This is a genomic window from Pandoraea sp. NE5, assembly GCF_024363545.1.
GTDB classification, from domain to species: domain Bacteria; phylum Pseudomonadota; class Gammaproteobacteria; order Burkholderiales; family Burkholderiaceae; genus Pandoraea; species Pandoraea cepalis.
The window spans coordinates 1,945,632-1,970,111 of record NZ_AP025517.1 but is presented as its reverse complement, the minus strand read 5'-3'; the positions used below and the strand labels follow the sequence as shown (position 1 = coordinate 1,970,111).

Genomic DNA, 24,480 nt, shown 5'->3' with positions numbered 1-24,480 from the left:
GTTTCGCTGTCATTCGGCCTGCAACGTTACCGTTTCGCCCGCCTGTTGTGACGCGAAGCGCGACAGGGCCTCAAACAGTTCGGTACCGTCGCGCGTATCGCGCCATTCGTCGCCCTTGAGACGGTAGTGGTAGCCGCCCGAACGCGCGGCCACCCAGATTTCGCTCATCGGCGTTTGCAGGTTGACGATGATCTTGCTGCCGTCTTCGAATTCGAGCGTCAGGACGTTGCCCGTTCGTTCGCAGTCGATATCCACGTCGCTGTCCTCGACAGTCGCCTCGACCTGCGCCAACACAGCTTCGGCCAGCGCCAGGAATTCACTTTCCGTCATGCTAAACTCCACGGTTTGCGTCATCGTTTGCATGCCGCACCACGCGGCGATACCCCCATGACTGCACCTATTCGAACCTGCGCGATTGTAGCGTCGATTGCCCTGTTGAGCGTATTGGCCGGTTGCGGTCAGGCCGGGCCACTGTACATTCCCGCCCGCCCGGTGAAACCGACGCCGCCGCCGGGGGCCCCGCTGCCCCCGCCACCGCTCGTGCCCGAACCACAGCGAGGCCCGTCGGTGGACGTGCCGCCGGCCGCGTCGCTTCCGGCGGCGAAGCCGGAATAAGCCACGACCATCCGGAACAAGCCGAATTCAGCCGGCCGGAAGCCATCCGCCTGCGCGGCGTGCCCTAGTTGATTACCGAGTTTTCGCGATGTCCGACGCCATCTTTTCCTACCGCAACGACGTACTCCATGCCGAGGGCGTTGCACTGCCGGCCCTCGCCGAGCGTTTCGGCACGCCGCTGTATGTCTATTCGAAGGCGGCCCTGACAAGCGCCTATCAGGCTTATGCCAAGGCCTGCGAAGGCCGCAATGCCGCCGTGCACTACGCGGCCAAGGCGAACTCGAACCTCGCCGTGCTGGGCGTGTTCGCCAAGCTCGGTGCGGGTTTCGACATCGTGTCCGCCGGTGAACTCGCTCGCGTGATCGCGGCGGGCGGCGATCCGAAGCGCGCCGTGTTCTCGGGCGTCGGCAAGCACGCCGACGAAATGCGCTACGCATTGGAAAAGAACGTTTTCTGCTTCAACGTCGAATCGCGTCCCGAACTGGACAGACTCAATGATGTGGCCGGGCAAGCGGGCAAGCGCGCTCGCGTTTCGCTGCGCGTGAACCCGAACGTCGACGCCAAGACGCATCCGTACATTTCCACCGGCCTGCGCGGCAACAAGTTCGGCGTAGCCTACGAAGAAGCCTTCGACGCCTATCGCGCTGCCGCCGCCATGCCGAACCTCGAAGTCGTCGGCATCGACTGCCATATCGGCTCGCAGATCACGGAAATCTCGCCGTATCTCGACGCCACCGACAAGGTGCTCGATCTGGTCGAAAAGCTCGAAGCGGCAGGCATCTCGCTGCACCACATCGACGTGGGCGGCGGCCTGGGCATCACTTATACGGACGAAACGCCCCCTGATATCACCGCGTTCGCCACCACGCTGCTCGATCACATCGCCCAGCGCGGCCACGGGCACCGTCAAGTGCTGTTCGAGCCTGGTCGCTCGCTCGTCGGCAATGCCGGCGTCCTGCTCACGCGCGTGGAGTTCCTCAAGCATGGTGAGACGAAGAACTTCGCCATCGTCGATGCGGCGATGAACGATCTGGCGCGTCCTGCGATGTATGAGGCCTATCACGGCATCGATCCGGTCGAGCGACGTGCCGTCGACGCGGTGATTTACGACGTCGTGGGCCCCGTGTGCGAAAGCGGCGACTGGCTGGGTCGAGACCGCGCCTTGGCGATTGCGCCCGGCGATCTACTCGCCATTCGCTCGGCAGGCGCCTACGGCTTCACGATGAGTTCCAACTACAATACGCGCCCGCGCGCCGCCGAAGTCATGGTCGACGGCAACGAAGCCTACCTCGTTCGCGAACGTGAAACGGTCGAGTCGCTCTTCGCGGGCGAACGACTGCTGCCCGACCACGCCTGAGTCCGCCGTCTGCGAAGCGCCCACCACACACGGGCGCCGAGCAGGCTCGCGACCACGGTCGCGTAGACCGCCGGCTGGGCCAGATCGTTCTTGCCCGCTTTCATCCACCAGTAGTGCAGGATCGCCAGCACGGCAATCGCATAGATCAAGCGATGCAACCGCTGCCAGCGCCGCCCGCCCATGCGCCGAACCACCGCGTGCGGCGACGTCAGCGCCAACGCCACCATCAGCACGAATGCCGCGAACCCCACGGTGATGAAGGGACGCTTGCCCGACACGTCGTGCAGGATGCTCGACCAATCGAACCACTGATCCAGCCAGACATACGTGGCGAAATGCAGCGCGCCGTAGAAGCACGCGAACAGTCCAAGCATGCGACGTAACCTCAGCAGCCAAACCATGCCCGACAAGCGTCGCATCGGCGTGATCGCGAGCGTGACGCAAAGCATGACCAGCGTCCAGGTGCCGGTCGAACGAGTGATGAACTCGACCGGATTGGCGCCCAACCGATCCGTCATGCCATACGCTATCAGTCGCAGCCCCGGCGACAGCGCGAACAAGAACACGACCGCTTTCACCCAGGGCAGCCATTGTTGCCGGTGTTGCGCCGAATGATTAGCCGCGCGCGCATCGGCACCGGCTGACGGCAAACCGTTACCGGGGATGGGCGCCGCCGCCTCGACGGTGGCGCCAGAACCCTCGCACGGATGACGTGGCGTGATGGACATATCGGCAAATCGACGCGGCGCGTCCGTTCAAAAGAATTTTCGCAGATCCATGCCCTGGTACAGGCTGGCCACCTGATCGCCGTAACCATTGAACATCAGCGTCTTGCGCTTGGGCGTGAAAATGCCGCCGTCGCCAATGCGACGCTCGGTCGCCTGACTCCAGCGCGGATGATCGACGTTGGGATTCACGTTCGAGTAGAAGCCATACTCGTCCGGCGCCGCGCGATTCCAGCTCGTGAGCGGCATTTTCTCGACGAAACGAATCGCGACGATCGATTTGGCGCTCTTGAACCCGTACTTCCATGGCACCACCATGCGCACCGGCGCGCCATTCTGGTTTGGCAGCACCTCACCGTACAATCCGAAAGTCAGCAGTGACAGCGGATGCATCGCTTCGTCCATCCGCAGTCCCTCCACATACGGCCAACTCAACACCGGATACGACAGCCCCGGCATCTGCTTCGGATCGGCAAGCGTCACAAATTCCACATACCTCGCGTTGCCCGTCGGCTGCACTCGGCGGATGAGTTCGGACAGCGAGTAGCCGACCCAGGGGATCACCATCGACCACCCCTCAACGCAGCGGTGGCGATAGACACGCTCCTCGAGCGGCGCGAGCTTGAGCAGCGCATCGATGTCGAAGACCTTCGGCTGCCGGACCTCGCCCTCGATCGCGACCTGCCACGGGTGCGGCTTGAGCGTGCTGGCGCGGCGCGACGGATCGGACTTGTCGGTGCCGAACTCGTAGAAGTTGTTGTAGGTGGTGACGTCGTTGATATCGGTCGTCTTGTCGGTGATGACGTAACGCGCGTTGCGCGCAGCCGTCAGTTTCGCCAGTCCGACGCCAGGACTGTCAGCCGCGAAGGCCGACTGCTGCGGCAGCACGCCGAGGGCAGCGCCGCCCAACCCCGTCAACCCGGCACCCGACGCGCGCAGAAAGCGCCGGCGCGCGGTCACCACCTCGCGAGGCGTAATGTCGCTCGCGGGAATATCCGCCCCGCGCAGCCGCGACTGATCTTGACTCATGATGCCCCCTCCTGCCTGGCCTTTCCGGCACCGTTGCCGATTCCGCAAATTTGCGGACTCACCTGTCCATGTCAACGTTGAGACTGGCACCGAGACAGCGTCGTTCCCTCCCTCCCGGTGCGAAAAATCATACGACATGACAAAAAAGCCGCCGGCACCCGCGTGCGGCGGCTTTCGAGTCGCGCCCGAGGCGACGACGCCCGTCAGAGTTGACCGTAGCTGTGCAGCCCCGAGAGGAACATGTTCACGCCGAGGAATGCGAACGTCGTGATCAGCAGGCCCGTCAACGACCACCAGGCCGCCACCACACCCCGCAATCCCTTCATCAGCCGCATGTGCAGCCACGCCGCGTAGTTCAGCCACACGATCAGCGCCCAGGTCTCCTTCGGATCCCAGCTCCAGTAACCGCCCCATGCGTCGGCCGCCCACAGCGCGCCGAGAATCGTCGCGATCGTGAAGAACGCGAAACCGACGGCGATCGCCTTGTACATCAGGTCATCGAGCAGTTCGAGCGACGGCAGGCGCGACGAGAAGAATCCGCTGTCGAGCGGCTTGCCGGCCAGGGCCAGACGCTTGTTTTCGCTCGACTTGAGCAGATACGCCACCGAGACCATCGCCGCAAGCGAGAACGTGCCGTAACCGATGAAATTCGCGGGCACGTGGATCTTCATCCACCAGCTCTGCAACGCCGGCACCAGCGGCTGGATCTCATAGGCACTACGCGCCACGCTGTACCAGAGATTGAAACCGACCGCCGCGCTGATCACGAGCAGCACGAACGGCCCGAGCGCGCGCGTCTCGTAGTGATGTTCGTAGTAAAGGTAGAACAGCGCCGTGATCATGCAGAAGAGCACGAACACTTCGTACAGGTTCGAAATCGGGATATGGCCGACGTCGGCGCCCACGAGATACGATTCGTACCAACGCACCATCATGCCGGTGAAGCCAAGCAGCACGGCGGCCCAGCACAGCGTCGAGCCGACGCTCGCACCGAACGGCGAGCGTGCGATCAAGCCTCCCCAGTAGAAGGTCGTCGCCAGGAAGAACAACGCACTCATCCACAGGATGGCCGACTGACTCGAAAGGAAATACTTGAGCAGGAAGGCCTGATCGGCGCGCGCCAGATCGTGGTGATACAACCCGATGCCCGAAAGGGCGAGAATCGCGATTCCGGCCATCAGCCACCGCACGGACCGCCAATGCCAGCCCAACAGCGCAAAAGCCGGCACGCAGAGCACCAGAATCGTGTGCTCGTAGTAATCCATGTAATGGCCGTAGCGATTCAGAGCAAAGCCCGCCCCGATCGCCAGCGCCAGCGCGAACAGCCAGTCGCCAACGCTGCGGCGGCGCAGCCACGAGACTTCCGAATAGTTTTGCGATAACTCCATCTGTCTCACCCTTATCGTTTTGTGACGATCTCGTCGATCTCCGCCTTCGTACGGGCGAATTCCTTTTCGAAATCCAGTGTGCGGCGCGTGGTCGACACCGCCATCAATACCGAACTGCCGCCGTCCGGCGTGTCTTTCAGCCACAGCCACAGACGCCGCTCGCGCACGTAAAACATTGAGAAGATGCCGAGTACCAGCAGCAAGCTGCCAAGATACACGATCTTCTTACCCGGCGAGCGCGTGAGCTGGAAGACGCTCGCCTGAATCTGATCGAACGAATCGAGCTGCAGGAAAACCGGGGCGTCGTACAGAAAATTGTCGGACAGTGCATTGGTTGCCGTATGCACGAAGCGCTCGTTCTCGGGCGTGGGCGTCATGGCCGGCTGCCCGGCCTGTTCTCGCGCGACCTGCCACAGTTGCCAGACGGTACCGTCGAGAATACGACGGAACATGTCGGCCGCGCTCGATTGCTGATCCTGAGGAACCTTCTCGTTGACGAACTCCGCAATCGCCTGCAGGCCGCCCTTCGTCTGGCTGGTTTTGCTTGCTGGAATGGCGCCGGCAAACAGATCCAGCTCGCGTTTGGCGCTTTCCTGCAATTGCGCTCGCAATGCCGCCGACGTTTGCGACGGCAGTGATTGAGCAGCAAACCGCCGGGCGGCTTCGGCCCGCGCCCCATCGTCCTGAAGCGCGGCGCGCAGCAGCATCCACTGCTTGACGGAGCCGTCAGCGTCCGCCGGGATGCGCAGATACTGGAACGGGCCGTCTGGCGTGTCGCGTACACCGGTCATGAAGACCCGCTCGCCATCGTCCACCAGAATCGGCAGCATATAGTTGCGGTACTCCTTCGCCTGCCCGCTGCGGTCGCGCACCTTGTACTGTACCGACGGCCCGACGTTGCGCAGATCCTTGCCCACGTCGGGGCGAGCCCCCGAGCCCAGTCGCGCGTTCAGATCGTCGCGCAACGTTTTGCGCGCCACGCCGCGCACGTCGCGCTCGCCCGCGCCATTGCTGATGTTCTCGACGTTGATCGCGCGGAAATCGCTGAACTCGACGGTGTATTCATCCTGGCCCGCGACGCCGCTGCGCAGTTGCGTCGAGCCGCCCACGTTCCCCGAAAATGCGAACGTCCGGTCGGACACGCCGTGCATGGGATACCCGGTCAACTTCAGCTTGCTGCCACCGTCCTCAAAGCTCGACTGGTAGATCGCGACGCCCTTGTAGATGAACGGCTCGTTGACCTTCACTGTCGCGTTCATCGACTTGCCGGTCTCCGGGTCGGTGACCACGATATCGCTCGCGAACAACTTGGGCATGCCGGTCGAGTAGTAATCGACGTGAAATTTCTTCAGTTCGACAGAGAATGGCAGGTCCTGCACGACCGAGCCGTCCTGGAAATTCAGAATCGCCGTGTTAGATTTGCCGCCCTCCGGCACGAACGCGTAGCCGCGAAACGCCGGGTTGTTCGGCGAGAGACGGTGTGTCTCGGGAATCTGGGCAATTACCGCGTTGCCCTGCAGCGGCGACTTGCCGAACAGCACCATCTGGAGACGAATGAGCAGATCGCTGTCGACCAGCCCGCCCAGGCAAATGATCACGATCGCACTGTGCGCGAAGATGTAGCCGACTTTGTTGATCGCGCCGGTCTTGGCCGCAACAAGCGTCGCGCCATCGCGCTCGCGCACGACGAAACGATAACTACGACGTCCGAGATAGCCCGTGAGACGCGACACGAGTTCGGTGCGCGACGCCGGGCCGGTGTATTCGGCCTTATGGCCGAAGGCCCGCAGACTGCCCTCGCGCACGTGATCTCGCCAGCTCCGGATGTCCGCGATCATCTTCGGCGCATTGCGCACGATACACAGCGTCGTCGACGCCATGAGGAAGAAAAGGATCAGCAGGAACCACCACGCGCTGTACACGGTGTACAGACCGAGCGAGCGGAAGATACCGGCCCAGAACGGACCGAACTGATTGACGTAGTTGGGGTACGGGTCGCCCTGCTTGAGCACGGTGCCAACGATGCTGGCAATCGCAAGCACGCTCAGCAGGCTGATGGCGAAACGCATCGAGCTGACCAGCTCGACGCCGTCGCGCACCCATCGCTGCGCGCCCTTGATCTGCATTCCGGAGGTACTGAGGCTCATCCTGTTTCCGACAACAAAAAAGGCGGGGACGCGTGTCTTACGCGCCCGCCACCCTGTGTATGCTAAACCAGTTCGACCCGATCGCCCTGCGGCGCCGCGGCTGGTTTCGCTATAAGTCAGCGAATATACCCCGACGTTCACATGATGTCAGGGCGGGGCCTGCCGATCAGCGCAAACCGGCGATGTAATCCGCGACTGCCTTGATTTCCTTGTCCGACAACCGCGACGCGACCGTATGCATCGGCGCGTTGTTTTTGCGAACCTCGTCGCGGAACGCCACCAACTGGGCGGCGGTGTATTCCGCCCACTGGCCTGACAGTCGAGGGTATTGCGACGGCATGCCGGCGCCTGTTGGGCCGTGGCATGAGGCGCAGGCGGGAACGCCCTTTTCGGCCAGCCCGCCGCGGTAGATCTTCTGGCCCAGCGGCACGGTGTCCTTGTCGCGCGCGGCACCCGGTTTCATGGTCTGCGAGGCGAAATAAGCGGAGACATTGCGCATGTCCTGATCGGACAGTGCGGCGACCATGCCGGCCATGATGGCGTTATTACGCACCGGCGTTTTGCCGGGCTGGGCCTTGAATTCGGTGAGTTGCTTGTAGAGATATTCGGCGTGCTGACCGGCGAGCTTCGGATACGCGCCGCCGGCGCTGTTGCCGTCTGCTGCATGGCAGGCGGCACAAACCTGACTGGCAATGGCCTGTCCCCGGTTCAGGTCGGGTTTGGCGGGCGCCTGCGCCTCGGCGGCTTGTCCAGCACCGCTCAGAAGAAAGCACGCCAGTGCCAACGGTGTTGCAGCGAGAGACTTCCACACTCCTCGGTTCATTCGCACACCTTATATCTGTTTTGTCGGGAAATCGGTCGTTCGAACTCACCGTCCGGCGCCGCGTTTCTCCTCCAACCTCACGGCGCGCGAGACGTTCGGACAAGCCTTGGCCAGGCCAAGGTTAACTTTCATATTGTACAATAAAGTCTTTCCCCGACTTTAGGGGATTTCCATGTAGAAGGCCGCAGAACGGGGCTTCCCGAGCCATCGCCGGGGGGCATCAGACCCACCGTCTTGCGTGCCCTGCGTCCGCGTTGCAGCCCGACTCCCGTGGCTGTGGCGCTCCTCGGTCTCCGTCATGTCCCTACTTCATCAAGCCCGCTTCTTCACGACCGTCAATCATCTGCGCGACCTGCCGCCCACGGCCGTGCCCGAGGTCGCCTTCGCGGGCCGCTCGAACGCGGGCAAGTCCAGCGCGCTCAACATCCTGTGCAACCAGAAGCGGCTGGCCTTCTCGAGCAAGACGCCAGGCCGTACGCAGCACATCAACTACTTCGAGATCGCGCACCTCGAGCATCTGTACGGCTATCTCGTCGATTTGCCCGGCTATGGCTACGCCGAGGTCGGTGGTGGCGTGAAGGTGCACTGGCAGCAACTCCTCGGAGACTACCTGGTGCAGCGTCCGCAATTGCGCGGCCTCGTCTTAGTGATGGACTCGCGCCGGCCGTTCACGGAACTCGATTGCGAGCTGATCGACTGGTTCATGCCGACCGGGCGCGCCATCCATGTCCTGCTGACCAAGGCAGACAAGCTGACGCGTCAGGAAGCGACGGTCGTGCTGCGTGACACGCAAAAGCGACTGGCCGCGCTACCGCGTACGGATGGCCTGCCGTCCGACGATCCGGCAACGCCGCCGCAGTTCACGGCGCAACTGTTCTCGTCGCTCAAGCGCACCGGCGTCGACGCTGCGCAGCGCGTGCTCGAAGACTGGCTCGCCATTCCGCCGCGCGACGCCGCCAAGAAGTAAGTTGGCATCAAGCGGCGGGGGAAACGGGAAGCCAGCGCGACAGATTGTCGCGGCGAGCCGCGTGGCTGCCGATGGATTGGGCGTGATAGAGATGCGCGCAACGGACAGCGCAACGTGCCCTAGGCCGAACGGATGAGTTTCCTCGAATTCGTTGGAAAGCAGGGCTGTCGGGGGATCCGACAAGACGATTCGCGCGCCCATAAAAAAACCGCCGTGTAGGCACGGCGGGTTTAAATGAGCCTTATCGTAGAACGACAGGCGCCCGCTCAGGGAGGAGAAGCGGGGGACGTCACACGCAGTGCGAACATCCGGTTGGTATGATATACCATGCGTTCGAAAGTTTCCCGCCGAGCGCCCTTTTTTGCGCGCCTTCCCGCGAATGGGATCGTTGCAGCAACGGCGACGACTGGCCGTTTTAGGGCGGTCCGCGCGACCGATTTCACCGGAATCTTCGACACGCCAATCTCCGTCCAAAGGACCGATCGCATGAGTTCCTACCCCCTGCTTCGCCCGCGCCGCATGCGACGCGATGACTTCTCGCGTCGTCTGATGCGCGAAAACCACCTGACGTGCGACGACCTGATTTATCCCGTGTTCATCCTTGAAGGCGAGAACCGCCGCGAGGCCGTCGCCTCTATGCCCGGCGTCGAACGCGTCTCGGTCGACGAACTGCTGCGCGTGGCCGACACCTGTGTCACGCTCGGCGTCCCCGTGATCTCGCTGTTCCCGAATATCGAAGCAACGCTCAAAACACCCGACGGCATCGAAGCCGCCAACCCGGACGGTCTGGTCCCGCGCGCCGTGCGCGAGCTCAAGCGCCACTTCCCGGATCTGGGTGTGTTGACGGACGTCGCCCTCGACCCGTACACGAGCCATGGTCAGGATGGCGTGCTCGACGAAAACGGTTACGTCATCAACGATGTGACGACCGGCATTCTCGTAAAGCAAGCCCTCACTCAGGCGGAAGCGGGCGTGGACATCGTCGCGCCATCCGACATGATGGACGGACGCATCGGCGCCATTCGTGAAGCACTCGAAGCCGGCGGGCACATCCACACACGGATCATGGCGTATGCGGCCAAGTACGCATCGGCCTTTTACGGGCCGTTCCGCGACGCCGTCGGGTCGGCATCGAATCTGGGCAAGGGCAACAAGATGACGTACCAGATGGATCCCGCCAACTCCGACGAAGCGTTGCGCGAAGTCGCGCTCGACATTGAGGAAGGTGCGGACATGGTGATGGTCAAGCCCGGCATGCCGTACCTGGACATCGTACGCCGCGTGAAGGACGAGTTCCGCTTCCCCACGTACGCTTACCAGGTCAGCGGCGAGTACGCGATGCTCAAGGCCGCTGCGCAAAATGGTTGGCTCGATCACGACAAGGTCATGATGGAGTCGCTGCTCGCCTTCAAACGTGCTGGCGCCGATGGCATCCTGACGTATTTCGCGCTCGACGCAGCAAGGCTGATTCGCGCGCAAGCCTAAGCCGTGTGTGGGCGCGCCACCGAATCCGTTCGCGACGATCCGCGCCCGGGTTCGGGCCGCAGCGCTCGGATTCCGGCCGCAGCGCTCAGGTGGCCGGCCCGAGGGCCTTGTCCAGGCTGCGCAGGAACTGATCCGCCGACTGTGCGCCGATCACGCGCATCCCCCTCCTCTCGTTACCGCTGCCATCGAAGAAGATGATGCCTGGCGGGCCGAACAGTCCGAAGCGCTTGAGCAACGCCTGATCGTCGGCGTTGTTGGCCGTGACGTCAGCCTGCACGAGCACCACCTGATCGAGACGGGCTTTGACACGCGGATCCGTGAAAACGGAGCGCTCCATTTCCTTGCAGCTAATACACCAGTCCGCATAGAAGTCGAACATCACCGGACGCCCTGCCGTCGCGATAACCTGATCGAGCTCTGCAACGCTGCGTACGCGCCGGAACTTGGCTCCCTCGTCCACGGGTGCGCTGGCGCTGGCGCTCCCCGAGGTGGTCACTGTCAACCCCGCGAGTGGCGCAAGCGCATCACGCGCCCCCGTTGCCGCCCCCACCAAAGCCACGGCGCCAAGAAGGGCGACGACAACGCCTAACCCCTTGAGCACGCGCCGTGCAGCGCTGACACCATCGGGCAGTCTATCGAAAACGTGCATGAACGCGGCGGCCACCAACAGCAAGGCGCCCCATCCCAACAACAGAACGGGCGTGGTCAGCAATGGCCGTACAATCCAGAGCGCAACACCGAGAAGCAGGAAGCCGAAGAAGCGTTTCACGCCGCCCATCCATGCCCCCGCACGCGGCAGCAACGCGCCGCCGCCGCCCGCGAGAAGCACAAGCGGTAATCCCATCCCAAGCGACAATGCGAAGAGCGTTGCGCCACCGAAGACCGAATCTCCCGTCTTCGCGATAAAGGCGAGCGCGGCCGCCAGCGGGGCGGTCACACATGGGCTCACGATCAGTCCCGATAGCACGCCCATCATCGCCGCGCCGACCCATTGACCCGACGCCTGCTTGCGAGCGGCGTCATCGATTCGAGCGCGCAACGCCAACGGCACCTGAATCTCGTACATGCCGAACATCGACAACGACAGGACGATCATGAGCAGCGCGAACGAGACCAGCACCCACGGCGCCTGCAGGAACGCGATCAGACCTTGCCCCAACAATCCGGCGGCCACACCAATGACGGTGTTCACCACGGACATGCCGAGCACATAGGCAATGGCCAGACGCACGGCCTTGCCTCGACTGGCTCCCTGCCCTGCGACAATCGACAGGAGAATCGGGACCATCGGCAACACACACGGCGTGAACGCCAACCCGACACCCAGCGCGAAGAAGATCGCCAATGCCAGCACGAAGCTGCCTCCGGAGAGGATCCGCTCGGCCTCGCTATAGTCGTCTCGCGCGGACAACCAGCCGCTGGCCGTGTCAGCGTTGGGGGCTGCCGACACGGATTCCGGCGACGTGACGATCTTCCCACCGCTCGACGCTTGCGCCATGCCGCCGAGCAAGGCCGGCGTTGCGGGGACCGGCGTTGATGCGGCCGTTGAACTCCCGCTATTCGCGCCGCCAATCGCGGCAGCGGAAATCTTCAACGGCTTGTCCATCGGGGGATAGCACAGCCCCTTCTCGGCGCAGCCCTGCATGGTGACGTTCAGCGTAAACGGGGCCCCCGCCCGACTCACCGGGATGCGAACGTCGATGGGCTCGTGATACACCTCCATGTCCTTGCCGAAAGTCTCGTCGCGCTTGACTTCACCCTTCGGAAACACCGGTACGCCGAGCGTGACGGCAGGATTGTCGGCTGCGAAAGCAAACCGTTCTCGATAGAGGTAGTAGCCCTTGGCCACTTCGAAATGCAGCAGCACCGCACCGGGCTGCTCTGTCTTCGATACCTTGAAGGCGACATCCGGGTCGAGAAAATCGTCAGCGGCGCGGGCGCACCCGGCCCCGAGCAACAGAACCGCCGCCACCAGCAGTAATGCGACCGACCATAGCCACATGACCCGATGTCGCATCGGGCCGTGCCCATTGCGACTGCCTCGCGGGATCCCCCGTCCCACCATTGTCTGCACGTCAGACATGCAACGCCCCCCGCGTTTCATCTTCAACCCACCGCGCGTAGGCAGGCAGCGCTGCCGTGGCGGGCCACGCCACAATCTCCGGCACGTCGTAGGGATGATGTTCTTTAATGTATTGCTCCAGCGCGCTGTAACGCGCCGCCGTCGTCTTGATCATGAGCGGCACTTCCACGCTCGTCTCGCGCTTGCCTTGCCATCGATAGCTCGAACGCACCGGTGCCATTTGCTGCACGCACGCCGCCAGCCGCTCGGCCAGCATACCGTCGATGGCGGCGTTGGCGCTGGCCTCGTCGGGAAACGTCGTCGTGACGATAAGAAGGGCGTCCATGATGTGGCGTAGACCATTCGAGCGTGAGGATCGTTCACTGTACACCGACGCCGCGAAATGTGCCCAATCAGCCAGCGATTTCCAGACTGCCGAGCAGACGGGTTCAGACGACGCCTTAAAATGAAAAAAGCCAGGTCGACGACCTGGCTTTTTTTTACGGCTCACGGCCTTGAAAAGACCGTCGCGCGTGTGGCTTACTCAGCCACTTCCGGCGCTTCCGTGTCGACTTCCGGGCGGTCCAGCAGTTCGACGAACGCCATCGGTGCGTTATCGCCCACGCGGAAACCCATCTTCAGGATGCGCAGGTAGCCGCCCGGACGGTTGGCAAAGCGCGGGCCCAGTTCGTTGAACAGCTTGGTGACCATGTCACGATCGCGCAGGCGGTTGAACGCCAGACGACGGTTGGCCAGCGAATCCTTCTTACCCAGCGTGATGAGGGGCTCGACGACCTTGCGCAGTTCCTTCGCCTTCGGCAGCGTGGTCTTGATCGCTTCGTGTTGGATCAACGAGTTCGACATATTGCGCAGCATTGCCAGACGGTGGCTGCTGGTACGGTTCAGCTTACGAAGACCATGACGGTGACGCATTTCAACTTTCCTTTAAACAGAGTTTTCGACCTAGCTCTTCTATCGGTGACAACCACCGCGGGCCGGTACCTTCGCTATCGGCCGTATCGGAACATCAAGGACATTCCGACGCGCCGCACTTACGTAGCGACACGGCCGCCCCAAGGCGGCCATGTCGTTACACCTTTACTTCTCGAGACCGGCCGGCGGCCAGTTTTCGAGCTTCATGCCCAGCGTGAGGCCACGCGAGGCAAGCACTTCCTTGATCTCGTTGAGCGATTTGCGACCCAAATTCGGGGTCTTGAGCAATTCGTTCTCGGTACGCTGGATCAGGTCGCCGATGTAGTAGATGTTTTCAGCCTTCAAGCAATTGGCCGAACGCACCGTCAACTCGAGATCGTCCACCGGGCGCAGCAGGATCGGATCGATCTGCGGCGCACGCGACGGTGCTTCGCTGGCGGCTTCCGTGCCTTCCAGCGCAGCGAACACCGACAGTTGGTCGACGAGGATGCGAGCCGACAGACGGATCGCTTCTTCCGGCGACACCACACCGTTGGTTTCGATGTTCATCACGAGCTTGTCCAGGTCCGTACGCTGCTCCACGCGGGCCGATTCGACCGCGTAGCTCACACGCTTGACCGGCGAGAACGACGCATCCAGAACGATGCGGCCAATCACCTTGGCCGATTCGTCGCCGTAACGGCGCACGTTACCCGGGACATAACCACGACCCTTTTCGATCTTGATCTGTACGTCGAGCTTGCCGCCCTTGGCCAGATGCGCGATCACGTGGTCGGGATTGATCAGTTCTACATCATGCGGCACTTCGATGTCCGAAGCGCGCACCACACCTTCACCATCCTTGCGCAGCGTAACGGTGACTTCGTCACGGTTATGCAGCTTGAACACCACACCCTTCAGGTTCAACAGGAAGTTAACGACATCTTCCTGGACACCGTCGATGGTGGAATATTCGTGCACAACGCCGGCGATCGTCACTTCGGTCGGGGCATAACCGACCATCGACGACAACAGCACGCGGCGAAGCGCGTTACCCAAGGTGTGGCCGTAGCCACGTTCGAACGGCTCCATCACGACTTTGGCGTGATGCTCACCGACCGGCTCAACCGCGATGATCTTGGGCTTCAACAAACTGGTTTGCATAGGTTTCCTTTTCAATACCCTCGGCTCGTTACACCGATAAGGCTGATGCGTGACAACCTGCACGGAACGCAAAAACGCGCCGTGAGGCGCGTCAGCATACGGATATTAACGCGAATACAATTCAACGATCAGGCTTTCGTTGATGTCGCCTGCGATATCGCTACGTTCCGGCAGTGCCTTGAAAGTGCCTTCCATCTTCTTGGCGTCAACCGAAACCCAGATCGGGAAACCGACTTGCTCCGCCAGCGACAGTGCTTCTTGAATACGCACTTGCTTCTTGGCAGCGTCGCGCACAGTGATCACGTCGCCGGCCTTGACCTTGATCGACGGGATGTTGGAAACAACACCATTCAGCGAGATCGCCTTGTGGCCGACCAGCTGGCGCGCTTCAGCACGCGTCGAGCCAAAGCCCATACGGTACACGACGTTGTCGAGGCGCGACTCGAGCAGTTGCAGCAGGTTTTCACCCGTGTTGCCCTTGACGCGATCGGCTTCCGCGAAATAGCGACGGAACTGGCGCTCAAGCACGCCGTAGATACGCTTGACCTTCTGCTTTTCGCGCAGCTGGTTGCCGTAATCCGACGTGCGAGCACCCGAGGTGCGACCATGCTGACCCGGCTTGCTATCCAGCTTGCACTTGTCGGCGAGCGAGCGGCGTGCGCTCTTCAGGAAGAGGTCAGTACCTTCACGGCGGGAGAGTTTGGCCTTCGGGCCGATATAACGTGCCACGGTTGTTCCTTTATCTCAAAATCTGACGCAGCGAACTTTGTCCACTACGCAAGTCCGGTACCTGTGTACCGGACGGTGGTCTTAGAAATTGCTACGCGCACGGCTGAGACCGTGCGCGAACCCGCGATTATAGCAGGATTTGCTTCTGCGTCTTAGATGCGACGACGCTTCGGCGGACGGCAGCCGTTGTGCGGGACCGGCGTCACGTCCGAGATGGCCGTGATCTTGATACCCAGCGCGTTCAGCGCACGAACCGCGGATTCGCGACCCGGGCCCGGGCCCTTGATGCGAACTTCCAGGTTCTTCACACCGTATTCCAGTGCCACGCGGCCAGCCGACTCGGCAGCAACCTGGGCAGCGAACGGGGTCGACTTGCGCGAACCCTTGAAGCCCTGGCCACCCGAGGTCGCCCATGCCAGTGCGTTGCCCTGACGATCGGTGATCGTGATGATGGTGTTGTTGAACGAAGCGTGGACGTGCACGACGCCCTCGGCAACGCTCTTCTTGACCTTCTTGCGAACGCGCTGCGAAGCGGCGTTGTTCTGTTGCTTAGCCATGAGTTCCTATCCTCTGGTTACTTCTTCAGCGAGACGCCGGCCTTACGCGGGCCCTTGCGGGTACGCGCATTGGTACGGGTGCGCTGACCGCGAAGCGGCAAGCCCTTGCGGTGACGCATACCACGATAGCAGCCCAGGTCCATCAGGCGCTTGATGTTCATGGTCACTTCACGGCGCAGGTCGCCCTCGACCGTCAGTTGACCGACTTGATCACGCAGCTTTTCGAGATCAGCGTCGTCGAGGTCTTTGACCTTCTTCGAAAACGGCACACCGGCGGCGTCGCAAATCTGGCGAGCGCGCGTGCGGCCGACACCGTAAATGGCCGTCAAGCCGATTGCGGTGTGCTGGTGGTTCGGGATGTTAACCCCTGCGATACGAGCCATTCGTAATTCCCCAACTAAATAGCGTTAAAGGCCGATTAGCCCTGACGTTGCTTGTGGCGCGGATCCGAACTGCAGATCACGCGCAGCACGCCTTTGCGCTTCACAAACTTGCAATTGCGGCAGATGCACTTAACAGATGCCAAAACTTTCATGACAATTCCCTCTCTCTAATCACTTCGCCCGGAAGACGATCCGCGCACGCGACAGATCGTAGGGCGTCAACTCTACCGTCACCTTATCTCCAGGCAAGATTCGGATGTAGTGCATCCGCATCTTGCCGGAAATATGTCCGAGTACTACATGGCCATTTTCCAGCTTTACCCGGAAGGTGGCATTGGGGAGGTTTTCAACGACCTCGCCCTGCATTTGAATAACGTCGTCTTTCGACATGACCCAAGGTCAGCGAAGCGTCATGTTATTGCCGCCCTTGAAATTCGCCTTTTTGAGCAGCGACTCATACTGTTGCGACATCACATACGACTGCACTTGAGCCATGAAATCCATCGTCACCACCACGATAATCAGCAGTGAGGTTCCACCGAAGTAGAACGGGACGTTCCAACGCAACACCAGAAACTCAGGCAGCAAACACACCAGCGTGACGTAAGCCGCACCGGCCAGTGTCAGACGCGTCAGGATCTTGTCGATGTACCGCGCCGTCTGATCGCCCGGACGGATGCCCGGTACAAACGCGCCGCTCTTCTTCAGGTTGTCCGCGGTCTCTTTGCTGTTGAACACCAGTGCGGTGTAGAAGAAGCAAAAGAACACGATCGCCAAAGCGTAGAGCATCACGTAGATCGGCTGACCCGGCGACAACTTCGCGGCGAAATCCTTGAGCCAGCGCGTGCTTTCGCCTGCGCCGAACCAATTCGCGATCGTTGCCGGGAACAGGATGATCGACGATGCGAAGATCGGCGGAATCACGCCTGCCATGTTCAGCTTGAGCGGCAGGTGCGAAGCCTGGCCGCCGTACACCTTGTTGCCCACCTGACGCTTGGCGTAGTTCACGAGGATCTTGCGCTGACCTCGTTCGACAAACACGACGAAGAACGTCACGAGCACCACGAGGGCACAGATCACGATGGCCGAGAACGGACCAATCGAACCCGTGCTGACAAGCTCGAACAAACCGCCCACAGCGTTCGGGAGACCGGCCGCGATACCACCAAAGATGATGATCGAGATACCGTTACCCAGGCCGCGTTCGGTGATCTGCTCACCAAGCCACATCAGGAACATCGTGCCGGTCACAAGCGTGATCACCGTCGTCAGGCGGAACAGCATGCCCGGATCGACGACGAGCCCAGGCTCGCTCTCCAACGTCACTGCGATCGCTGCGGCCTGGAAGAGCGCGAGTAGCACCGTGAAATACCGGGTGTACTGCGTGATCTTGCGCTGTCCGGACTGACCTTCCTTGCGCAACGCTTCCAACTGCGGCGAAACCATCGCCAACAGCTGCATGATGATCGACGCCGAAATGTACGGCATGATCCCCAGCGCGAAGATCGTGAAACGCGACAACGCGCCACCCGAGAACATGTTGAACATGCCCAGGATCCCGCCCGACTGGCGCTGGAACAACTGCGCCAGCTGATCGGGGTCGATGCCCGGCACCGGGATATGCGCACCAATACGGTAGACGATCAACGCCAGCAGCAGGAAAACCAGCCGCCGGCGCAGATCCGCATACTTCGGGCCCTGCGTACCAGGCTTAGCGAGATTAGGAGACTTGGCCAATGCTGGCTCCGGGGTGACCTAACTTACTCTGCAACCGAACCGCCAGCCGCTTGAATTGCCGTGAGCGCACCTTTGGTGACGCCCAGACCCTTCACAACGACCTTGCGGGTGATCTCGCCCGAGGCGATGACCTTGGCCGACAGCGACAGCTCGCTCACCAGGCCGGCCTGCTTCAGAACCAGCAGATCGATCTCGTCGACCGGCAGGTTGTTCAGGTCCGACAGGCGAACTTCGCCCACGAAACGACGCGTCAGCGACTTGAAACCACGCTTCGGCAGGCGACGTTGCAGCGGCATTTGACCGCCTTCGAAGCCAACCTTGTGGAAGCCGCCCGAACGCGACTTTTGACCCTTGTGACCACGGCCGGCGGTTTTACCCAGACCCGAACCGATGCCACGGCCAACGCGGCGCTTGGCGTGCTTGGCGCCTTCTGCCGGCTTAATCGAATTCAATTCCATTTTGCCCTCGCTCAGTCGACGATCGCCACAAGGTACGAGACCTTGTTGATCATGCCCCGCACAGCGGGCGTATCCTGCAACTCGCTGACCGAATTGATTCGACGCAGGCCCAGGCCCCTCACGGTCGCGCGATGTTCTTCACGCGTACCGATCAGGCTCTTGACCAGCTTAACTTTCACAGTTTGCTGCGACATATTGATCACCCTTAGCCGAGGATCTCTTCCACCGACTTGCCACGCTTGGCGGCGATGTCAGCAGGAGTCGATTGTTTCTTCAGGCCGTCGAGCGTGGCGCGGACCAGGTTGTACGGGTTCGTCGAGCCAAGGCTCTTCGTCACCACGTTGGTCACGCCCATCACCTCGAACACCGCGCGCATCGGGCCACCGGCGATAACACCGGTACCGTCCTTCGCCGGCGACATCAGGACGCGCGAGGCGCCATGCTGGCCGAGAACGTTGTGTTGCAGGGTGCCGTTCTTCAGGGGCACCTTGAACATATTGCGGCGGGCTTGTTCCATTGCCTTTTGAACGGCAACCGGCACTTCCTTCGCCTTGCCCTTGCCCATGCCGATGCGGCCATCGCCGTCACCAACCACGGTCAACGCGGCAAAACCGAGAATACGGCCACCCTTCACAACCTTCGTGACACGGTTGACCGCGATCATCTTCTCGCGAAGGCCGTCGTCGCGTTCGTCAGCCTGAACTTTCGCTTGCATCTTTGCCATGACGGATCCTTACTTAGAACTTGAGGCCGGCTTCACGGGCAGCGTCGGCCAGAGCCTTGACGCGACCGTGATAGCGGAAGCCCGAGCGGTCGAAAGCCACGCTTTCGATGCCGGCAGCCTTCGCCTTCTCGGCGATACGACGGCCGATCAGTGCAGCGGCCGCAGCGTTGCCACCCTTGCCTTCCTTGTCGCCCAGTTCCTTGCGCACTTCGGCTTCCAGCGTCGAAGCGCTGGCCAGCACTTGCGTGCCGTCTTCCGAAAAAACTTGCGCGTAGATGTGCACGTTGGTGCGATGCACGGAAAGGCGATGCACCTTTTGAGCTGCCAGCTTGATACGAGTCTGGCGAGCACGGCGCACACGAGATTGTTTCTTGTCCATGTTTCGCACCCTTACTTCTTCTTGGTTTCCTTGAGGATCACCACCTCGTCCGCATAGCGGACGCCCTTGCCCTTGTAGGGTTCGGGCGGACGGTAACCGCGAACTTCCGCAGCCACTTGTCCGATGCGTTGCTTATCAACGCCTTTGATGATGATCTCCGTCTGCGTCGGGGTCTCGGCCTTCACGCCTTCCGGCATGGCATGCACGACATCGTGCGAGAAACCCAGCTCGAGCTTCAGGTTTGCACCTTCAGCCTTGGCGCGGTAACCCACGCCAACGAGTTGCAGTTTCTTTTCGAAACCCTTGCTCACACCGGTCACCATATTGTTGACCAGTGCACGTTCGGTGCCATACAGCGCATTCGCTTCGCGGCTTTCGTCGGCCGGGGCGAAGGTGATGGTGCCGTCTTCGATCTTGACGTTCACGAGGGCATTCACACCGCGGGTCAGCGAACCCAGGGCACCCTTGATCGTCAGCACATTGCCTGCCAGCGTTGCTTCTACGCCCTTCGGCAATGCAATGGGACTCTTACCTACTCGAGACATTTCAACGCTCCTCGGTTAGGCGACGTAGCAGATGACTTCGCCGCCCACGCCGGTGGCGCGTGCCTTGCGATCAGTCATCACGCCCTTCGGGGTCGAGACGATTGCAACGCCGAGGCCATTCATGACCTGCGGGATGTCGTTGCGGCTCTTGTACACACGAAGACCGGGGCGGGACACGCGCTCGAGGCGCTCGATCACCGGACGGCCAGCGTAGTACTTCAGTGCGATGTTCAACACTGCCTTCGTTTCTTCTGCTTCAACCGCGAAGTCTTCGATGTAGCCTTCGTCCTTCAGGACTTTGGCGATCGAGACCTTCAGCTTGGAAGAGGGCATCTTCACCGATGCTTTCTCAACCATCTGAGCGTTGCGGATGCGAGTCAGCATATCGGCGATAGGATCGCTCATGCTCATGGTGCTTCTCCTATTACCAGCTTGCTTTGGTCACGCCCGGGATTTCGCCACGGAAGGCGATTTCACGGATCTTGTTACGGGCCAGGCCGAATTTGCGGAAGGTACCGCGCGGACGGCCAGTCAGGTCGCAACGATTGCGTTGACGCGTCGGATTGGCGTTACGCGGCAGCTGTTGCAGCGCCAGACGTGCTTCATAACGCTCGTCTTCCGACTTGCTGGTGTCTTCGATGGTCGCTTTGAGGGCGGCGCGCTTGGCAGAAAACTTCTGCGCCAGACGGGCGCGTTTCTTTTCGCGTTCGATAAGTGCCAGTTTAGCCACGATTACCTCAGTTACGGAACGGGAATTTGAACGCCGACAGAAGAGCCTTCGCTTCTTCGTCAGTCTTCGCGGTCGTGGTGATGCTGATATTCAGACCACGCAGCGCGTCGATTTTGTCGTACTCGATTTCGGGGAAGATGATCTGTTCCTTCACACCGATGTTGTAGTTGCCACGACCATCGAACGCACGACCCGAAATACCACGGAAGTCACGCACGCGCGGCAGAGCCACGGTGATGAAACGATCCAGGAATTCGAACATACGCTCGCCGCGCAGCGTCACCATCGTACCGATCGGGTAACCTTCGCGGATCTTGAAACCGGCAATTGCCTTGCGAGCCTTCGTCACCACCGGCTTTTGGCCGGCGATTTTCGTCAGGTCGCCAACGGCGTGCTCAATGATCTTCTTGTCAGCAACGGCTTGACCAAGGCCCATGTTCAGGGTGATCTTGGTGATGCGCGGCACTTCCATGACAGACTTGTAACCGAACTGCTTTGTCAGCTCGGCGACAACCTTGTCTTTATAGAATTCTTGCAAACGGGCCATTATCTATACTCCCTGCGACTTAGGCACCGACGACCGTACCGGTCGTCTTGAGGAAGCGGACCTTCTTGCCGTCTTCGACCTTGATGCCCACGCGCGACGGCTTGCCATTGGCATCCACCAGCGCCACGTTCGACACGTGGATCGGCATCGTCTTGTCGACCACGCCACCTTGCGTACCCTTCATCGGGTTCGGCTTGACGTGCTTTTTGGCAACGTTCACGCCCTCGACGACCAACTTGTCGCCATCAATGGCCAGGACCGTGCCACGCTTGGCCTTGTCCTTACCCGTCAGCACGATGACCTGGTCACCCTTACGAATCTTGTTCATGTGTCGGCTCCTTACAGCACTTCCGGGGCCAGCGACACGATCTTCATGAAGCGTTCGGTACGCAGTTCACGCGTAACCGGCCCGAAGATACGGGTGCCGATCGGCTCAAGCTTGGTGTTAAGCAGCACGGCGGCGTTGCCGTCGAATTTGACCAGCGAGCCGTCCTGGCGACGCACGCCCTTGGCGGTGCGCACGACCACTGCGTTATAGATTTCGCCCTTCTTGACACGACCACGCGGGGCAGCATCCTTCACGCTGACCTTGATGATGTCGCCAATGCCGGCGTAGCGACGCTTGGAGCCGCCCAGCACCTTGATGCACATCACTTCGCGCGCACCGGTGTTGTCGGCTACTTCGAGCCGGGTTTCAGTTTGAATCATGGTGTTATCTTCCCAACTTAATCCGACACATACGCATCGGTCAGTCTTGGTCCCCGTCAGCACCAAAGGGTGCCGTTTGGGTTGAGTCGTTCAAAAGTGGACAACTTTGCTACCTCGACCAGACTCGTAGAGGATACGAATCGGCTTCGGAAGCCATCCACTCCCTTGCGAAACCAAAGACCGGTTTTAGCGAAAGAAGCGGAAAGTCCGGAATTATACATCGATAATTCCGGACTTGCAAGTCAAGCCTTCGCTTCAGCGCGCTTTAGATGATGCGAGCGGCTTCCACGAGACGGGAGACCGTCCAGGCCTTGGTCTTCGACAGCGGGCGGGATTCTTGAATCTCGACCGTATCGCCTTCCTTGTACTGGTTGGTCTCATCGTGCGCGTGGTACTTCTTCGAGCGCACGATGTACTTGCCGTAGAGCGGGTGCTTCATTTGACGCTCGACCAGCACGGTAACCGTCTTGTCCATCTTGTCGCTGACAACCTTACCCACGAGGGTACGCTTCAGCGCGGTCTTAGCGGTATCGTTCATTTCTGGCTCGCCTTCTCAGTCAACACGGTACGCACACGCGCGATGTCCTTGCGCACCTTCTTCAGCTGGCTGGTGTTGCTCAGCTGTTGGGTGCCCGCTTGCATGCGAAGACCGAATTGGGCCTTCAGCAGATCCGACAGTTCCTTGTTCAGGCCGTCGAGATCCTTGGCACGAAGTTCGGATGCTTTCATTTCAAATTCTCCCCTCAGGCGCCAAGGCGACGTACGAAGAACGTCGTCTGAATCGGCAGCTTGGCAGCAGCCAGGCGGAACGCCTCGCGCGCCAACGCTTCATCCACACCGTCCATTTCGTACAGCATCTTGCCCGGTTGAATCTCGGCGACGTAGTACTCCGGGTTACCCTTACCGTTACCCATACGCACTTCTGCCGGCTTTTGCGAGATCGGCTTGTCCGGGAAGATACGGATCCAGATACGACCACCGCGCTTGATGTGGCGAGTCATGGCACGACGCGCGGCTTCGATTTGACGAGCCGTCAGACGTCCACGACCGACCGCCTTCAGACCGAATTCGCCGAACGACACTTCGTTACCACGCGTGGCAACGCCAGTGTTACGGCCCTTCTGCTCTTTGCGATACTTTCTGCGTTTCGGTTGCAGCATGATTATTCTCCAGTCTTGGCGTCGCCTTCAGGCTTGCCAGCCGGGCGTCGTGCACCACCGCGCTTCGCGCCGGCCTTATCGCCAGCATCGTCACGACGGGGGCGACGGTCGCCGCCCGGACGCGCGTTGCGGCGCGGACGCTTGTCTTCGGCCGGCTCTTCAGCCACCGGAGCGTCGTTGCGGCCCAGCGTGTCACCCTTGTACACCCACACCTTGATACCGATGATGCCGTACGTCGTCTTCGCTTCCGAAGTTGCGTAGTCGATGTCGGCACGCAGCGTGTGCAGGGGCACACGGCCTTCGCGATACCACTCGGTACGGGCGATTTCGATACCGTTCAAACGGCCCGCGCTCATGATCTTGATGCCTTGGGCACCCAGACGCATCGCGTTCTGCATCGCACGCTTCATGGCGCGACGGAACATGATACGGCGCTCGAGCTGCTGAGCGATCGAATCGGCGATGAGCTGCGCATCGGTTTCCGGCTTGCGGATTTCCTCGATGTTCACGTGCACGGGCACGCCCATGCGCTTTTGCAGCTCGGCCTTGAGGATTTCGATGTCCTCGCCCTTCTTGCCGATCACAACACCCGGACGCGAGCTGAAAATCGTAATGCGAGCATTACGTGCCGGACGCTCGATGATGACGCGGCCGACCGAAGCGTTCTTCAGCTTCTTCTTCAGGTATTCGCGAACGCCGATGTCTTCCTTCAACATCTGCGCGAAGTTCTGGTTGTTGGCGTACCAACGCGAAGCCCAGTTACGACTGACCGCCAGACGGAAGCCAGTCGGATGAATTTTCTGTCCCATCGTGACCCCTTAGTTGCCCAGCGTCACAGTGATGTGACAGGTTTGCTTCTCGATGCGGTTACCACGGCCCTTAGCACGCGCGGTGAAACGCTTGAGCGAGGTCGCCTTGTCGACGAAAATGCCCTTGACGCGCAGTTCGTCGATGTCAGCACCTTCATTGTGCTCGGCGTTGGCGATAGCCGACTCGAGCACCTTCTTGATGATGACCGCGGCCTTCTTCGGCGAGAAGGTCAGGACATTGAGTGCACGCTCCAGCGGCAGTCCACGGATCTGGTCAGCGACCAGACGCGTTTTTTGCGCTGAGATACGAGCATCGCGATGAATTGCTTTAACTTCCATG

At 60.9% G+C, this 24,480-nt stretch carries 35 protein-coding genes; 4 read left to right on the top strand and 31 right to left on the bottom strand.

Translation table 11 applies throughout. From position 1 onward, the window contains the following. Nucleotides 1-9 precede the first annotated feature (9 nt). Nucleotides 10-330 (bottom strand): iron donor protein CyaY, encoded by a 321-nt coding sequence (gene cyaY, locus PanNE5_RS09015; protein WP_017235772.1) that lies wholly within the window; start codon nt 328-330, stop codon nt 10-12. 57 nt (nt 331-387) lie between these two features. On the opposite strand from cyaY, the gene lptM reads away from it, so the two are divergent. Beyond that, nucleotides 388-615, top strand: a complete 228-nt coding sequence (lptM, locus tag PanNE5_RS23035) for an LPS translocon maturation chaperone LptM (protein ID WP_085982717.1) — start codon at nt 388-390, stop codon at nt 613-615. A gap of 88 nt (nt 616-703) precedes the next feature. Continuing rightward, the gene (gene lysA / locus PanNE5_RS09010) at nt 704-1,972 is read left to right on the top strand and encodes a diaminopimelate decarboxylase (protein ID WP_017235773.1); all 1,269 of its coding nucleotides are present in this window, start codon (nt 704-706) and stop codon (nt 1,970-1,972) included. Here the strand turns inward: lysA and msrQ are convergent. The 5 genes from msrQ to PanNE5_RS08985 all read right to left on the bottom strand — a co-directional run bounded on the left by msrQ (nt 1,900) and on the right by PanNE5_RS08985 (nt 8,084). Beyond that, nucleotides 1,900-2,700: a protein-methionine-sulfoxide reductase heme-binding subunit MsrQ gene (msrQ, locus tag PanNE5_RS09005; protein ID WP_261939634.1), complete on the bottom strand. Its 801-nt coding sequence runs from the start codon at nt 2,698-2,700 to the stop codon at nt 1,900-1,902. The genes lysA and msrQ overlap by 73 nt on opposite strands. A 27-nt stretch (nt 2,701-2,727) precedes the next feature. Then, entirely contained in the window at nt 2,728-3,726 is a 999-nt protein-coding gene (gene msrP / locus PanNE5_RS09000; RefSeq protein ID WP_261939633.1) for a protein-methionine-sulfoxide reductase catalytic subunit MsrP, read from the bottom strand. Between the two features lie 203 nt (nt 3,727-3,929). Beyond that, entirely contained in the window at nt 3,930-5,114 is a 1,185-nt protein-coding gene (ccsB, locus tag PanNE5_RS08995; RefSeq protein ID WP_017235776.1) for a c-type cytochrome biogenesis protein CcsB, read from the bottom strand. Nucleotides 5,115-5,125: 11 nt separating this feature from the next. After that, entirely contained in the window at nt 5,126-7,261 is a 2,136-nt protein-coding gene (locus PanNE5_RS08990) for a cytochrome c biogenesis protein ResB (RefSeq protein WP_083902419.1), read from the bottom strand. Nucleotides 7,262-7,427: 166 nt separating this feature from the next. Further along, a complete protein-coding gene (locus PanNE5_RS08985) occupies nt 7,428-8,084 on the bottom strand; it encodes a c-type cytochrome (RefSeq protein ID WP_026132329.1) in 657 nt (218 codons plus the stop codon). Between the two features lie 298 nt (nt 8,085-8,382). On the opposite strand from PanNE5_RS08985, the gene yihA reads away from it, so the two are divergent. After that, nucleotides 8,383-9,051, top strand: a complete 669-nt coding sequence (yihA, locus tag PanNE5_RS08980) for a ribosome biogenesis GTP-binding protein YihA/YsxC (RefSeq protein ID WP_017235779.1) — start codon at nt 8,383-8,385, stop codon at nt 9,049-9,051. Nucleotides 9,052-9,537: 486 nt separating this feature from the next. Further along, nucleotides 9,538-10,536, top strand: coding sequence for a porphobilinogen synthase (hemB, locus tag PanNE5_RS08975; RefSeq protein ID WP_026132330.1), 999 nt, complete (start codon nt 9,538-9,540; stop codon nt 10,534-10,536). Nucleotides 10,537-10,621: 85 nt separating this feature from the next. Here the strand turns inward: hemB and dsbD are convergent, their stop codons facing one another. The 25 genes from dsbD to rplV all read right to left on the bottom strand — a co-directional run bounded on the left by dsbD (nt 10,622) and on the right by rplV (nt 24,479). Next, the gene (dsbD, locus tag PanNE5_RS08970) at nt 10,622-12,538 is read right to left on the bottom strand and encodes a protein-disulfide reductase DsbD (protein ID WP_261939632.1); all 1,917 of its coding nucleotides are present in this window, start codon (nt 12,536-12,538) and stop codon (nt 10,622-10,624) included. 73 nt (nt 12,539-12,611) lie between these two features. Next, nucleotides 12,612-12,944, bottom strand: coding sequence for a divalent-cation tolerance protein CutA (gene cutA / locus PanNE5_RS08965; RefSeq protein ID WP_017235782.1), 333 nt, complete (start codon nt 12,942-12,944; stop codon nt 12,612-12,614). Nucleotides 12,945-13,138: 194 nt separating this feature from the next. Continuing rightward, entirely contained in the window at nt 13,139-13,531 is a 393-nt protein-coding gene (rplQ, locus tag PanNE5_RS08960) for a 50S ribosomal protein L17 (protein ID WP_017235783.1), read from the bottom strand. A 165-nt stretch (nt 13,532-13,696) separates the two neighbouring features. Beyond that, nucleotides 13,697-14,674 (bottom strand): DNA-directed RNA polymerase subunit alpha, encoded by a 978-nt coding sequence (locus tag PanNE5_RS08955; protein WP_017235784.1) that lies wholly within the window; start codon nt 14,672-14,674, stop codon nt 13,697-13,699. A 105-nt stretch (nt 14,675-14,779) separates the two neighbouring features. Next, entirely contained in the window at nt 14,780-15,403 is a 624-nt protein-coding gene (gene rpsD, locus PanNE5_RS08950; RefSeq protein ID WP_017235785.1) for a 30S ribosomal protein S4, read from the bottom strand. A gap of 152 nt (nt 15,404-15,555) precedes the next feature. Further along, nucleotides 15,556-15,960, bottom strand: a complete 405-nt coding sequence (rpsK, locus tag PanNE5_RS08945; protein ID WP_010804113.1) for a 30S ribosomal protein S11 — start codon at nt 15,958-15,960, stop codon at nt 15,556-15,558. A 17-nt stretch (nt 15,961-15,977) separates the two neighbouring features. Next, nucleotides 15,978-16,343, bottom strand: coding sequence for a 30S ribosomal protein S13 (rpsM, locus tag PanNE5_RS08940; protein ID WP_017235786.1), 366 nt, complete (start codon nt 16,341-16,343; stop codon nt 15,978-15,980). A 35-nt stretch (nt 16,344-16,378) separates the two neighbouring features. Then, nucleotides 16,379-16,495 (bottom strand): 50S ribosomal protein L36, encoded by a 117-nt coding sequence (gene rpmJ, locus PanNE5_RS08935; RefSeq protein WP_010804115.1) that lies wholly within the window; start codon nt 16,493-16,495, stop codon nt 16,379-16,381. 19 nt (nt 16,496-16,514) lie between these two features. Continuing rightward, entirely contained in the window at nt 16,515-16,733 is a 219-nt protein-coding gene (gene infA / locus PanNE5_RS08930) for a translation initiation factor IF-1 (RefSeq protein ID WP_007869286.1), read from the bottom strand. 9 nt (nt 16,734-16,742) lie between these two features. Continuing rightward, nucleotides 16,743-18,080, bottom strand: coding sequence for a preprotein translocase subunit SecY (secY, locus tag PanNE5_RS08925; RefSeq protein ID WP_017235787.1), 1,338 nt, complete (start codon nt 18,078-18,080; stop codon nt 16,743-16,745). Between the two features lie 23 nt (nt 18,081-18,103). After that, nucleotides 18,104-18,538 carry a 50S ribosomal protein L15 gene (rplO, locus tag PanNE5_RS08920; protein WP_017235788.1) on the bottom strand — a complete coding sequence of 145 codons (435 nt, stop codon included), beginning with the start codon at nt 18,536-18,538 and terminating at the stop codon, nt 18,104-18,106. A gap of 11 nt (nt 18,539-18,549) precedes the next feature. Next, nucleotides 18,550-18,732: a 50S ribosomal protein L30 gene (gene rpmD, locus PanNE5_RS08915; protein ID WP_017235789.1), complete on the bottom strand. Its 183-nt coding sequence runs from the start codon at nt 18,730-18,732 to the stop codon at nt 18,550-18,552. An 11-nt stretch (nt 18,733-18,743) separates the two neighbouring features. Continuing rightward, nucleotides 18,744-19,262, bottom strand: coding sequence for a 30S ribosomal protein S5 (gene rpsE, locus PanNE5_RS08910; RefSeq protein WP_010804120.1), 519 nt, complete (start codon nt 19,260-19,262; stop codon nt 18,744-18,746). Nucleotides 19,263-19,275: 13 nt separating this feature from the next. Further along, complete coding sequence (rplR, locus tag PanNE5_RS08905) at nt 19,276-19,641, bottom strand: 50S ribosomal protein L18 (RefSeq protein WP_010804121.1); 366 nt, start codon at nt 19,639-19,641, stop codon at nt 19,276-19,278. 11 nt (nt 19,642-19,652) lie between these two features. Beyond that, nucleotides 19,653-20,186 (bottom strand): 50S ribosomal protein L6, encoded by a 534-nt coding sequence (gene rplF / locus PanNE5_RS08900; RefSeq protein WP_026132332.1) that lies wholly within the window; start codon nt 20,184-20,186, stop codon nt 19,653-19,655. A 15-nt stretch (nt 20,187-20,201) separates the two neighbouring features. Continuing rightward, on the bottom strand, nt 20,202-20,597 hold the full coding sequence (gene rpsH / locus PanNE5_RS08895; RefSeq protein WP_017235791.1) for a 30S ribosomal protein S8: 396 nt from the start codon (nt 20,595-20,597) through the stop codon (nt 20,202-20,204). A gap of 13 nt (nt 20,598-20,610) precedes the next feature. Beyond that, nucleotides 20,611-20,916, bottom strand: coding sequence for a 30S ribosomal protein S14 (gene rpsN / locus PanNE5_RS08890; protein WP_017235792.1), 306 nt, complete (start codon nt 20,914-20,916; stop codon nt 20,611-20,613). 7 nt (nt 20,917-20,923) lie between these two features. Beyond that, nucleotides 20,924-21,463: a 50S ribosomal protein L5 gene (gene rplE, locus PanNE5_RS08885; RefSeq protein WP_010804125.1), complete on the bottom strand. Its 540-nt coding sequence runs from the start codon at nt 21,461-21,463 to the stop codon at nt 20,924-20,926. Between the two features lie 19 nt (nt 21,464-21,482). Further along, nucleotides 21,483-21,791, bottom strand: coding sequence for a 50S ribosomal protein L24 (gene rplX / locus PanNE5_RS08880; RefSeq protein WP_017235793.1), 309 nt, complete (start codon nt 21,789-21,791; stop codon nt 21,483-21,485). An 11-nt stretch (nt 21,792-21,802) separates the two neighbouring features. Next, a complete protein-coding gene (gene rplN / locus PanNE5_RS08875) occupies nt 21,803-22,171 on the bottom strand; it encodes a 50S ribosomal protein L14 (RefSeq protein WP_010804127.1) in 369 nt (122 codons plus the stop codon). A 265-nt stretch (nt 22,172-22,436) separates the two neighbouring features. Next, a complete protein-coding gene (rpsQ, locus tag PanNE5_RS08870; RefSeq protein ID WP_017235794.1) occupies nt 22,437-22,709 on the bottom strand; it encodes a 30S ribosomal protein S17 in 273 nt (90 codons plus the stop codon). After that, a complete protein-coding gene (gene rpmC, locus PanNE5_RS08865; RefSeq protein ID WP_017235795.1) occupies nt 22,706-22,900 on the bottom strand; it encodes a 50S ribosomal protein L29 in 195 nt (64 codons plus the stop codon). The genes rpsQ and rpmC overlap by 4 nt, the downstream gene beginning before the upstream one ends. Before the next feature lie 14 nt (nt 22,901-22,914). Continuing rightward, nucleotides 22,915-23,331 (bottom strand): 50S ribosomal protein L16, encoded by a 417-nt coding sequence (gene rplP / locus PanNE5_RS08860; RefSeq protein WP_010804130.1) that lies wholly within the window; start codon nt 23,329-23,331, stop codon nt 22,915-22,917. 2 nt (nt 23,332-23,333) lie between these two features. Next, nucleotides 23,334-24,140: a 30S ribosomal protein S3 gene (gene rpsC / locus PanNE5_RS08855; RefSeq protein WP_017235796.1), complete on the bottom strand. Its 807-nt coding sequence runs from the start codon at nt 24,138-24,140 to the stop codon at nt 23,334-23,336. 9 nt (nt 24,141-24,149) lie between these two features. Beyond that, the gene (gene rplV / locus PanNE5_RS08850; protein ID WP_017235797.1) at nt 24,150-24,479 is read right to left on the bottom strand and encodes a 50S ribosomal protein L22; all 330 of its coding nucleotides are present in this window, start codon (nt 24,477-24,479) and stop codon (nt 24,150-24,152) included. Nucleotide 24,480: the final 1 nt, after the last annotated feature.

Bases quoted from the DNA above. Each gene is read 5' to 3' on its own strand.
- cyaY (WP_017235772.1), bottom strand. From the start codon at position 330: ATGACGGAAAGTGAATTCCTGGCGCTGGCCGAAGCTGTGTTGGCGCAG.
- lptM (WP_085982717.1), top strand. From the start codon at position 388: ATGACTGCACCTATTCGAACCTGCGCGATTGTAGCGTCGATTGCCCTG.
- lysA (WP_017235773.1), top strand. From the start codon at position 704: ATGTCCGACGCCATCTTTTCCTACCGCAACGACGTACTCCATGCCGAG.
- msrQ (WP_261939634.1), bottom strand. From the start codon at position 2,700: ATGTCCATCACGCCACGTCATCCGTGCGAGGGTTCTGGCGCCACCGTC.
- msrP (WP_261939633.1), bottom strand. From the start codon at position 3,726: ATGAGTCAAGATCAGTCGCGGCTGCGCGGGGCGGATATTCCCGCGAGC.
- ccsB (WP_017235776.1), bottom strand. From the start codon at position 5,114: ATGGAGTTATCGCAAAACTATTCGGAAGTCTCGTGGCTGCGCCGCCGC.
- PanNE5_RS08990 (WP_083902419.1), bottom strand. From the start codon at position 7,261: ATGAGCCTCAGTACCTCCGGAATGCAGATCAAGGGCGCGCAGCGATGG.
- PanNE5_RS08985 (WP_026132329.1), bottom strand. From the start codon at position 8,084: ATGAACCGAGGAGTGTGGAAGTCTCTCGCTGCAACACCGTTGGCACTG.
- yihA (WP_017235779.1), top strand. From the start codon at position 8,383: ATGTCCCTACTTCATCAAGCCCGCTTCTTCACGACCGTCAATCATCTG.
- hemB (WP_026132330.1), top strand. From the start codon at position 9,538: ATGAGTTCCTACCCCCTGCTTCGCCCGCGCCGCATGCGACGCGATGAC.
- dsbD (WP_261939632.1), bottom strand. From the start codon at position 12,538: ATGTGGCTATGGTCGGTCGCATTACTGCTGGTGGCGGCGGTTCTGTTG.
- cutA (WP_017235782.1), bottom strand. From the start codon at position 12,944: ATGGACGCCCTTCTTATCGTCACGACGACGTTTCCCGACGAGGCCAGC.
- rplQ (WP_017235783.1), bottom strand. From the start codon at position 13,531: ATGCGTCACCGTCATGGTCTTCGTAAGCTGAACCGTACCAGCAGCCAC.
- PanNE5_RS08955 (WP_017235784.1), bottom strand. From the start codon at position 14,674: ATGCAAACCAGTTTGTTGAAGCCCAAGATCATCGCGGTTGAGCCGGTC.
- rpsK (WP_010804113.1), bottom strand. From the start codon at position 15,960: ATGGCTAAGCAACAGAACAACGCCGCTTCGCAGCGCGTTCGCAAGAAG.
- rpsM (WP_017235786.1), bottom strand. From the start codon at position 16,343: ATGGCTCGTATCGCAGGGGTTAACATCCCGAACCACCAGCACACCGCA.
- rpmJ (WP_010804115.1), bottom strand. From the start codon at position 16,495: ATGAAAGTTTTGGCATCTGTTAAGTGCATCTGCCGCAATTGCAAGTTT.
- infA (WP_007869286.1), bottom strand. From the start codon at position 16,733: ATGTCGAAAGACGACGTTATTCAAATGCAGGGCGAGGTCGTTGAAAAC.
- rplO (WP_017235788.1), bottom strand. From the start codon at position 18,538: ATGGAATTGAATTCGATTAAGCCGGCAGAAGGCGCCAAGCACGCCAAG.
- rpmD (WP_017235789.1), bottom strand. From the start codon at position 18,732: ATGTCGCAGCAAACTGTGAAAGTTAAGCTGGTCAAGAGCCTGATCGGT.
- rpsE (WP_010804120.1), bottom strand. From the start codon at position 19,262: ATGGCAAAGATGCAAGCGAAAGTTCAGGCTGACGAACGCGACGACGGC.
- rplR (WP_010804121.1), bottom strand. From the start codon at position 19,641: ATGGACAAGAAACAATCTCGTGTGCGCCGTGCTCGCCAGACTCGTATC.
- rplF (WP_026132332.1), bottom strand. From the start codon at position 20,186: ATGTCTCGAGTAGGTAAGAGTCCCATTGCATTGCCGAAGGGCGTAGAA.
- rpsH (WP_017235791.1), bottom strand. From the start codon at position 20,597: ATGAGCATGAGCGATCCTATCGCCGATATGCTGACTCGCATCCGCAAC.
- rplE (WP_010804125.1), bottom strand. From the start codon at position 21,463: ATGGCCCGTTTGCAAGAATTCTATAAAGACAAGGTTGTCGCCGAGCTG.
- rplX (WP_017235793.1), bottom strand. From the start codon at position 21,791: ATGAACAAGATTCGTAAGGGTGACCAGGTCATCGTGCTGACGGGTAAG.
- rplN (WP_010804127.1), bottom strand. From the start codon at position 22,171: ATGATTCAAACTGAAACCCGGCTCGAAGTAGCCGACAACACCGGTGCG.
- rpsQ (WP_017235794.1), bottom strand. From the start codon at position 22,709: ATGAACGATACCGCTAAGACCGCGCTGAAGCGTACCCTCGTGGGTAAG.
- rpmC (WP_017235795.1), bottom strand. From the start codon at position 22,900: ATGAAAGCATCCGAACTTCGTGCCAAGGATCTCGACGGCCTGAACAAG.
- rplP (WP_010804130.1), bottom strand. From the start codon at position 23,331: ATGCTGCAACCGAAACGCAGAAAGTATCGCAAAGAGCAGAAGGGCCGT.
- rpsC (WP_017235796.1), bottom strand. From the start codon at position 24,140: ATGGGACAGAAAATTCATCCGACTGGCTTCCGTCTGGCGGTCAGTCGT.
- rplV (WP_017235797.1), bottom strand. From the start codon at position 24,479: ATGGAAGTTAAAGCAATTCATCGCGATGCTCGTATCTCAGCGCAAAAA.